The organism is uncultured Aureimonas sp., from assembly GCF_913775355.1.
Taxonomy (GTDB): domain Bacteria; phylum Pseudomonadota; class Alphaproteobacteria; order Rhizobiales; family Rhizobiaceae; genus Aureimonas.
On sequence record NZ_CAJYIU010000159.1, the window covers coordinates 1 to 7,179 of the forward strand.

A 7,179-nucleotide genomic window follows, 5' to 3' on the forward strand; every position below is an offset into this window, starting at 1 on the left:
CTCCTCGTCGTCGACGCCGCGCAGGGCGTCGAGGCGCAGACCCTCGCCAACGTCTATCTCGCGCTCGACAACGATCTCGAGATCGTGCCCGTCCTCAACAAGATCGACCTGCCCGCCGCCGAGCCCGACAAGGTGAAGGAGCAGATCGAGGAGGTGATCGGCATCGACGCCTCCGAGGCCGTGATGATCTCGGCGAAATCCGGCATCGGCATCGAGGACGTGTTGGAAGCCATCGTCAAGCGCCTGCCCGCCCCCAAGACCGGCGACCGCTCGGCGCCCCTGAAGGCGATGCTGGTGGACAGTTGGTACGACGCCTATCTCGGCGTCGTCGTGCTCGTGCGCGTCATCGACGGCGAGCTGAAGCGCGGCCAGACCATCCGCATGATGGGCACCGACGCCAAGTACCCGGTCGACCGGGTCGGCGTCTTCACGCCCAAGATGATCAACATGGAGGCCCTCGGCCCCGGCGAGATCGGCTTCATCACCGCCTCGATCAAGGAGGTCGCCGACACACGCGTCGGCGACACGATCACCGAGGACAAGCGCCAGACCGCCGAGATGCTGCCGGGCTTCCAGCCGGCCCAGCCCGTGGTGTTCTGCGGCCTGTTCCCGACCGATGCCGCCGCCTTCGACGACCTGCGCGCGGCCATGGGCAAGCTGCGCCTCAACGATGCGTCCTTCTCGTTCGAGATGGAGTCCTCGGCAGCATTGGGCTTCGGCTTCCGCTGCGGCTTCCTCGGGCTCCTCCACCTCGAGATCATCCAGGAGCGCCTGAGCCGCGAGTTCGACCTCGATCTCATCGCGACCGCCCCGTCGGTGGTCTACGAGATCAAGATGCGCAACGGCGAGACCGTGATGCTGCACAACCCGGCCGACATGCCGGACACGATGCAGATCGAGGCAATCTACGAGCCCTGGATCAAGGCGACGATCCTGACGCCGGACGACTATCTCGGCAACATCCTGACGCTCTGCCAGGAGCGCCGCGGCATCCAGGTCGACTTGTCCTATGTCGGCAAGCGCGCCATGGTCACCTACGAGCTGCCGCTGAACGAGGTGGTCTTCGACTTCTACGACCGCCTGAAGTCGATCTCGAAGGGCTACGCCTCGTTCGACTACCAGCTCGCGGACTATCGCGAGGGCGATCTCGTGAAGCTCTCGATCCTCGTCAACGCCGAGCCGGTCGACGCGCTCTCCATGCTGGTGCACCGGACGCAGGCCGAGAAGCGCGGCCGCGCCATGTGCGAGAAGCTGAAGGAGCTGATCCCGAACCACCTCTTCAAGATCCCGATCCAGGCGGCGATCGGCGGCAAGGTGGTGGCGCGCGAGACGATCTCGGCGCTCCGCAAGGACGTGACGGCCAAGTGCTACGGCGGCGACGCCTCCCGCAAGCGCAAGCTCCTCGACAAGCAGAAGGAGGGCAAGAAGCGCATGCGCCAGTTCGGCAAGGTCGACATTCCGCAGGAAGCCTTCATCGCTGCCCTGAAGATGGACAGCTGACGGCACGCCCCGTTCCCGACGGCGGGCCTTGCCCGCCTTCGCCCGCGCCTCGACGGCGACGGGCCCCTCACCCGCTTTGACGAGACCGACGATGCAGCCATTTGTCCTGACGGTGACGTGTCCGACGGCACGCGGCATCGTCGCCGCCATCTCCACCTATCTGGCGGGCCAGGGCTGCAACATCATCGACAGCGCCCAGTTCGACGACATGGCGGCGGGCCGCTTCTTCATGCGCGTCGGCTTCCGCTCCGAGGAGGGCGTCGGGCTGGAGGCGCTGCGCGAGGGCTTCGACGCCGTCGCCGCGCCCTTCTCGATGACTTACGAGATCTTCGACACGCGCGTGCCCATGAAGGTCCTCCTCATGGTGTCGCGCTTCGGCCATTGCCTCAACGACATCCTTTACCGCTGGCGCATCGGCGCGCTGCCGATCGAGATCGTCGGCGTCGTCTCCAATCACCTCGACTACCAGAAGCTCGTGGTCAACCACGACCTGCCCTTCCACCACGTGCCGGTGACCAAGGCCAACAAGCCGCAGGCCGAGGCGCGCATCCTCGAGATTGCGGAGAGTGCGGGCACCGAGCTGATCGTGCTCGCCCGCTACATGCAGGTGCTGTCGGATGCGATGTGCCAGCGCATGTCGGGCCGCATCATCAACATCCACCACTCGTTCCTGCCGAGCTTCAAGGGCGCGGCGCCCTACAGCCAAGCCTATGACCGCGGCGTGAAGCTGATCGGGGCGACGGCGCACTACGTGACCGCCGACCTCGACGAGGGTCCGATCATCGAACAGGACGTCGCGCGCGTCACCCACGCCCAGTCGGCGGCGGACTACGTGTCGATCGGGCGCGACGTCGAGGCGCAGGTGCTCTCGCGCGCGATCCACGCGCATATCCATCACCGCGTCTTCCCGAACGGCGACCGCACCGTCGTCTTCCCGGCCTCGCCCGGCGGCTACGCCTCGGAGAAGATGGGCTGAAGACCCACCCTTTCATCGAAGCCGGATAGGACGGGCCGAGGGCGTCGCCCCCGGCCCTTTCTCGTCAGCCGATCGTCATCAGGCTGGCATTGCCGCCAGCCGCCGCCGTGTTGACCGAAGTCGACACCTCCTCGACAAGCCAGCTCAGGCAGATCGCCTCCGGGTCGTCGCGCAGCGCCTCGCCGGTCGCCGCCTGCGCGAGAACGAGCGGGCCGTCGAGCGCAGCGATGCGGGCGTTGACGCCCCGAACGCGCTCTGCGTTCCCCTCGATAAGCGCCCCGGCAAACGGCCCAGCCTTCGCCCAGTCGGACGCATGGGAGACGCGCGCGGCAACGCTCGGCGGCAGGTCGGAAAGGGCTGTAAGGCCCGCGTCCCCGTCCACCACCGCCGTGTTGCCGGTGGCGAGCGCCGCCGCCAGAAGCCGCCGGAGGCCCGCATCCGTTTCCGGCACGAGAAGCACGCGGCCGCGCGGATGGAGGCCGTAGAGGTTGGTCTCGCCGACCGGCCCGGCCAGTTCGCGCACCAGCCCGATGCCGGACCGCTCTGCCATGTCGCGCGCGGCCGCGCCGTCGGCGGCATGGCCACGCTCCTCGAGCCAGCGCGCGAAGTCGATCAGCGCCTCGTCGGTGTGCGGCATGCCCTCGCGCATCGGCACCGGCGCACGGGCGACGAGACGGCCGAGATAGAGCGGCCCGCCCGCCTTCGGGCCGGTGCCCGAGAGGCCCCGTCCGCCGAACGGCTGGACGCCGACAACCGCGCCGATGACGTTGCGGTTGACGTAGAGGTTGCCGGCCTTCACGCGGGCCGTCACATGCGCCACCGTCTCGTCGAGACGGGTGTGGAGACCGAAGGTCAGGCCGTAGCCGGTGGCGTTGATCGCATCGACCAGCGCGTCGAGATCGTCACGGCGGTAGCGAAGGACGTGCAGCACGGGCCCGAACACCTCGCGCTGAAGCTGCGAGAGTTCGCGGATCTCGATCAGCGTCGGGGCGACGAAGGTGCCGCGGGCGGCCTCGGCCGGCAGCGGGAGGCGTTCGACCGTGAGGCCGAGACCGCGCATGCGCTCGACATGGGCCTCGATACCGGCGCGCGCCTCCTCGCTGATCACCGGGCCGACGTCGACGGCGAGGCGATCGGTGCGGCCGAGGGCGAGCTCGTTCATCGCGCCCTTCAGCATGGCGAGCGTGCGGTCGGCAATGTCCTCCTGCAGGCAGAGGACGCGCAGCGCCGAGCAGCGCTGGCCGGCTGAATCGTAGGCCGAGGCGATCACGTCGGCGACGACCTGCTCGGCGAGCGCCGAAGAGTCGACGATCATCGCGTTCTGGCCGCCGGTCTCCGCGATGAGCGGGATCGGCTTAGCCGCGGCCGAGACCCGCGTCGCGAGTTCGGCGCCGATCAGGCGGGCGACCTCGGTCGAGCCGGTGAACATGACGCCGGCCGTCTCGGGCGCCGCCACCAGCGCCGCGCCGACGCGGCCGTCGCCCGGCACGAACTGCAGCGCTTCCCGTGGCACGCCCGCCTCGTGGAGGATGCGGACCGCTTTATAAGCGATCAGCGGCGTTTCCTCGGCGGGCTTGGCGACCACCGGGTTGCCCGAGACGAGCGCGGCGGCGACTTGGCCCGTGAAGATCGCGAGCGGGAAGTTCCAGGGGCTGATGCACACGACCGGTCCGAGCGGCGGGTGCGAGGACCCGAGCCCCGAGCGCGCCTCGGCCGCGTAGTAGCGCAGGAAGTCGACGGCCTCGCGCACCTCGCCGACGGCGTTCGCGGCCGTCTTGCCGGCCTCGCGCATGATCGTGCCCATCAGCGGGCCGATGCGCTCCTCCATCAGGTCGGCGGCGCGCTCGAGGCATGCCGCGCGCAAAGCCGTCGGCAAGCTGCCCCAGTCCGCGACGCCTGCGGCCGCCGTCAGCACCGCCGCCACATTGCCGGGCGCGAGGTCCCGAACCGTCCCGACCGCATCGCGGTGGTCGGCCGGATTGCGCACCGTGCGCGGCGCGCCGCCCGCATCGTCAGCGCCGCCCGCGAGAAGCGGACGCGCCGCCACCGGCTCGGCCACCGAAGCGGCGAGGTCCGCCGACAGCCGGGCCAGCACGGTCTCGTCGGACAGGTCGAGGCCGCGCGAGTTGATGCGCTCGGGCGCGAAGAGATCGGCCGGGGCGGCGATCGCCTCGTGCGGGGCGCCGACCGTCGCCTCGGCCGCGACGAGTTCGGTCGGATCGGCGATCAGCGCGTCCACCGAGACCTTGGGGTCGGAGATGCGGTTGACGAAGGAGGAGTTGGCGCCGTTCTCGAGAAGCCGCCGCACGAGGTAGGCGAGCAGCGTCTCGTGCGTGCCGACTGGCGCGTAGATGCGCGCGGGGCGGCCGAGCTTCCCCTGGCCGACGACCTCGTCGTAAAGCGGCTCGCCCATGCCGTGGAGGCACTGGAACTCGTAGGCGTTCGGCGCGGCGTCCCGTCCGGCAAGGTGGTAGATCGCGGCCAGCGTCTGCGCGTTGTGGGTGGCGAACTGCGGGAACACGACGTCGCGCGCCTCCAGGAGCTTTCGCGCGCAGGCGACATAGGCGACGTCGGTGTGGACCTTGCGGGTGTAGACCGGGAAGCCCTTCAGCCCGTCGACCTGCGCGCGCTTGATCTCGGCGTCCCAGTAGGCGCCCTTGACGAGGCGCACCATGATCCGCCGCTCGGCGCGGCGTGCGAGGTCGATGGTCCAGTCGATCACGAACGGGCAGCGCTTGCCGTAGGCCTGGACGACGAAGCCGAGGCCGTTCCAGTCCTTGAGCGCGGGGTCGAGCGCCAACGCCTCCAGAAGGTCGAGCGAGATTTCCAGCCGGTCGGCCTCCTCGGCGTCGATGTTGAGGCCGATGTCGTAGCGCCGGGCGATCAAGGCCAGCGCCTTCACGCGCGGCAGAAGCTCGGCCATGACGCGGCTCGCCTGCGCGCGCGAATAGCGCGGGTGCAGCGCCGACAATTTGATCGAGATGCCCGGCCCCTCGACGACGCCGCGCCCGGCCGACGCCTTGCCGATCGCGTGGATCGCGTTCTCGTAGTCGCGATAGTAGCGCTGGGCGTCGGCGGCCGTCGTCGCGGCCTCGCCGAGCATGTCGTAGGAATAGCGGAAGCCCCGCGCCTCCAGGGGCTTCGAGCGCTTCAGCGCCTCCTCGATCGTCTCGCCGGTGACGAACTGCTCGCCCATCATGCGCATCGCCATGTCGACGCCACGCCGGATCACCGGCTCGCCGGCCCGCGCGATGAGGCGCGTCAGCGCGGCCGACAGCGTGCGGTCGCTGACCGTCGTCGTCAGCTTGCCGGTGACGACGAGCCCCCAGGTCGCGGCGTTGACGAAGAGCGAGCGGCCCGAGCCGACATGCGACTTCCAGTCCCCGTCCGCGATCTTGTCGCGGATGAGGGCGTCGCGCGTCGCGGTATCGGGAATGCGCAGGAGCGCCTCGGCGAGGCACATGAGGGCGACGCCCTCCTGGCTCGACAGCGAGTATTCGCGCACCAGCCCCTCGACGCCGGTGCCCTTATGCTTGGCGCGCAGCGCCTCGATCAGGCCGCGCGCGGTGCGTGCGACCGGCTCGCGAAGCTCGGCCGGCAGGCGCGCCGCCTCGACCAGCGGCGGCAGGCATTCGGTTTCCGGGCGCCGGTAGGCGGCGGTGATCGCCGCGCGCAGCGGCGTCGGCGCCGAGACCGGAGGTGCGAAACGCGCGAACGGCGTGTCGGAGCCGGAGGTGGCGGGACGGTCGAGGGTCTCGGACATCGAAGAACTCCGGGCGCGGCGGATGGGACACGCCGATCATACGCCGGTCCTTGCCAGCGATCCGACTTGTGTTGGGCGCGGTTTGGTCCGTATGGACCGATCTTGGCGCCGTTTTCAGGACGAACGAACCATGGACGAGCCTCAGTTGGGCGATCTGGACGCCTTCGACCGGCGAATGCTCGACATTCTCGCGGAAAACGGCCGCATCTCCGTCACAGAACTGGCAAGCCGCGTCGGCCTGTCGAAGACGCCCTGCCAGATCCGCTTCCGCCGGCTGGTGGAGGGCGGCTTCATCGACGGGTTCAAGGCGGTGATCAACCCGGCTCGCATCGGTCTCGACCATGTCGCCTTCACCGAGGTGAAGCTCTCCTCGACCGGCGAGGATGCGCTGAGTGCCTTCAACGCGGCGGTTAAGAAGATTCGCGAGGTGGAGGAGTGCCACCTGATCGCCGGGCGCTTCGACTATCTCCTGAAGGTGCGCACGCGCGACATCCGGCGCTATCGGCAGGTGCTCGGCGAGGTGATCTCGAACCTGCCCTACGTCGCGAGCACGTCCACCAACGTCGCGATGGAGGCGATCAAGGAGAAATGACAGGGAACCCGTCTGTCGCCGGGATGCCACGCGGCAACCGCAAGTGGCACAGGCGCGCCGGTTGCCCCTGTTCGTCTCGGCCGGACCGACTAGATGCCCAGCCTTGGAATTTCAGAACCGGCCGATGAACGAAACCCGATCCGACCTGAAGCCCGATGCGAGCCTGCTCGCGGGGCGGGACGACACGCGCTCGCGGGCGCTGTTGCGCAGCGGCCTTCTGGAGCGGGCGGGCGAGACGCAGTTCCGCCTGATCGCCGAGCACGTGCGCGTAATGCTCGACGTGCCGGTCGCGCTGGTCACGCTGGTCGGCAGCGACCGGCAGTTCTTCGCCGCCAGCCCCGGCCTGCG

4 protein-coding genes and 1 pseudogene are annotated in these 7,179 nt (G+C 69.4%); 4 read left to right on the plus strand and 1 reads right to left on the minus strand.

The genetic code is table 11. The annotated features are described in order from the left end of the window. Together lepA and purU are read left to right on the plus strand one after the other, a co-directional pair. Positions 1–1,500 (plus strand): translation elongation factor 4 (gene lepA / locus QZ753_RS10345; RefSeq protein WP_294643439.1); only part of this gene is annotated, 1,500 nt, incomplete at its 5' end. 91 nt (positions 1,501–1,591) lie between these two features. After that, positions 1,592–2,476 (plus strand): formyltetrahydrofolate deformylase, encoded by an 885-nt coding sequence (purU, locus tag QZ753_RS10350; protein WP_294643441.1) that lies wholly within the window; start codon positions 1,592–1,594, stop codon positions 2,474–2,476. A gap of 64 nt (positions 2,477–2,540) precedes the next feature. Here purU and putA read toward each other — a convergent pair whose 3' ends face one another. Further along, positions 2,541–6,239, minus strand: a complete 3,699-nt coding sequence (putA, locus tag QZ753_RS10355; RefSeq protein ID WP_294643442.1) for a trifunctional transcriptional regulator/proline dehydrogenase/L-glutamate gamma-semialdehyde dehydrogenase — start codon at positions 6,237–6,239, stop codon at positions 2,541–2,543. Positions 6,240–6,369: 130 nt separating this feature from the next. Between putA and QZ753_RS10360 the strand changes: the two genes are divergently transcribed. Both QZ753_RS10360 and QZ753_RS10365 read left to right on the plus strand, forming a co-directional pair. After that, positions 6,370–6,831: an Lrp/AsnC ligand binding domain-containing protein gene (locus QZ753_RS10360; protein ID WP_294643443.1), complete on the plus strand. Its 462-nt coding sequence runs from the start codon at positions 6,370–6,372 to the stop codon at positions 6,829–6,831. Between the two features lie 124 nt (positions 6,832–6,955). Then, positions 6,956–7,179, plus strand: a pseudogene (locus QZ753_RS10365) (hypothetical protein); the annotation flags it as partial.

Bases quoted from the DNA above. Each gene is read 5' to 3' on its own strand.
- QZ753_RS10360 (WP_294643443.1), top strand. From the start codon at position 6,370: ATGGACGAGCCTCAGTTGGGCGATCTGGACGCCTTCGACCGGCGAATG.
- putA (WP_294643442.1), bottom strand. From the start codon at position 6,239: ATGTCCGAGACCCTCGACCGTCCCGCCACCTCCGGCTCCGACACGCCG.
- purU (WP_294643441.1), top strand. From the start codon at position 1,592: ATGCAGCCATTTGTCCTGACGGTGACGTGTCCGACGGCACGCGGCATC.